Genomic DNA, 1,906 nt, shown 5'->3' on the forward strand with positions numbered 1-1,906 from the left:
GGGGGGAACTTTTGGCCGTTACCGGGACCGGGCGACGACAACTGAGCCGGGGCCCGGGCGGCGACACCTGGCCCGGGCCGGGATGACCGCCTGAGCGCGCACCCCGGCCCGGCCGGTGCGGGTTCAGGCGGTCGCGCCCGCGGCGCGCTGCAACTCCCGCGTCGCCTGTTCCAGGTCGCCGACCAGGGTGTCCGGAACCGGGTGTCCCGCCGAGGACATCCAGTTGGCCAGCATCCGGTGGCCGCTCTCGGTCAGCACGGACTCGGGGTGGAACTGCACCCCCTCGACGGGCAGCTCGCGGTGCCGCATCGCCATGACGATCCCGGAGTCGGTGCGGCCGGTGACCTCGAACGCGGCGGGGACGGTGTCCGCCAGCACGGTGAGCGAGTGGTAGCGGGTGGCCGTGAACGGGTCGGGAAGCCCGGCCAGGACCCCGGCGCCGTCGTGGGTGACCCGGCTGGTCTTGCCGTGCAGCAGCTCGTGCGCCCGGTCGACGGTCGCCCCCCAGGCGACCCCGATCGCCTGGTGGCCGAGGCACACGCCCAGCACCGGCACCCCGTCGGCCGCGCACCGGCGGGCGGTGTCGATGCTGCGGCCCGCGCGCTCCGGGGTCGACGGGCCGGGTGAGATCAGCACCCCGTCGAACTCGGCGATCCGGTCGAGGTCGACGACGTCGTTGCGCCACACCGTGCACTCGGCGCCCAGCTGGGCGAGGTACTGCACCAGGTTGTAGACGAAGCTGTCGTAGTTGTCGACGACGAGAACGCGCATGTCGCACAGCCTACGGCAACGCCGCGGCGCACCCGCTCACTCGTCGACGGCGACCTCGTTGAACGGCAGCAGCGGCTCCGCCCACGGGAACACCACGAACATCAGCAGGGCGACGACGCCGAGCGTCAACGCGGTCGCGAGCCCGATCCGCACCGGGAGCGGCCCCGGCAGGTGCCGCCAGATCCAGGCGTACATCAGATCTCCCCGATCTCGGCCAACAGTTCCTCGTAGCCCGCGCCCGGCCGCTTCTCGTACCGGTGGGTGAGCTCCGAGTGGATGATCATGCGTTCCCGGTCGGAGAACTGCGGGTGGCAGGTGGTGAGGGTCAACAGCGCCGCCCGCGCCTCCTCCGGCACCGCACCGGCGGGCCGGTAGGGCACCGGCGCGACGGCGTCCCCGCGGCTGGGCAGCACGATGCGGCGGCCGACCGTGTCGGCATACTCCTCGTGGTGGCGTTCCGGGGGCGCCACGTCCGCGCACCGCGGGTCGCTCCCCCGGCCGGAGGCCCAGCCCGCGACCTCGTCGCGCATCGGCAGCACGCGGTAGACGAAGAAGTGCTCCGCCGTCTCGATCACCACCGGGTCGCAGGACTCCAGCTGGTCGAGGTCGTTGAACGGGGCGCCCTTGCCGACCCGGTGACCGGCCACGGCGAAGTTGCCGGGCTGTCCCGGCGACGCGGAGTCCCGGTAGTGGCCCGGGCCGATCTCCAGCGTCGCGTCGTCGACCCCCTCCTGCACGGTGAACGACCAGTCCGCGCCGAAGGACGGGATGTAGAGGCGCGCGAACGCCGCCCCTCCGTCCGCGCCCGCGTCGACCTCCCGCTCGGGGCCGTCGGACCAGCGCCGGTCGAGTTGGGCGTCGGCCTCCCGCTGGAGCTGTGCCGACATCAGGTTGGTCACGTACAGCTCGTAGACCACGAACAGCAGCACGACGAGCCCGAGAGTGATCAGCACTTCGCCGAACGTGCGCACCGCCACCCGGCCGGGGCCGTCGCCCGATCCCCCCGGCGACGTCCCGGGCGGGGACGTCCCCGGCGGCTCGTCCGGCGGATCATCGGTCGGCTCGACCGGCGATTCGTCCGGGAGCCCGTCCTCCCGGTCCGGCCACCGTGCGGCCGGGTGCCCGTGCAGGACCT

General features: G+C 73.5%; 3 protein-coding genes. All 3 read right to left on the bottom strand.

Annotation, left to right across the window (positions count from 1 at the left end; genetic code table 11):
* Positions 1–123 precede the first annotated feature (123 nt).
* Entirely contained in the window at positions 124–771 is a 648-nt protein-coding gene (locus tag ACTIR_RS0108600) for an aminodeoxychorismate/anthranilate synthase component II (RefSeq protein WP_026453959.1), read from the bottom strand.
* Positions 772–807: 36 nt separating this feature from the next.
* The gene (locus ACTIR_RS27155) at positions 808–966 is read right to left on the bottom strand and encodes a hypothetical protein (protein ID WP_019811015.1); all 159 of its coding nucleotides are present in this window, start codon (positions 964–966) and stop codon (positions 808–810) included.
* A partial coding sequence (locus ACTIR_RS0108610; RefSeq protein ID WP_324607092.1) for a class E sortase occupies positions 966–1,906 on the bottom strand: 941 nt, incomplete at its 5' end. The genes ACTIR_RS27155 and ACTIR_RS0108610, both read right to left, overlap by 1 nt.

Source organism: Saccharomonospora iraqiensis subsp. iraqiensis, assembly GCF_000430445.1.
Taxonomy (GTDB): Bacteria; Actinomycetota; Actinomycetes; order Mycobacteriales; family Pseudonocardiaceae; genus Saccharomonospora; species Saccharomonospora iraqiensis.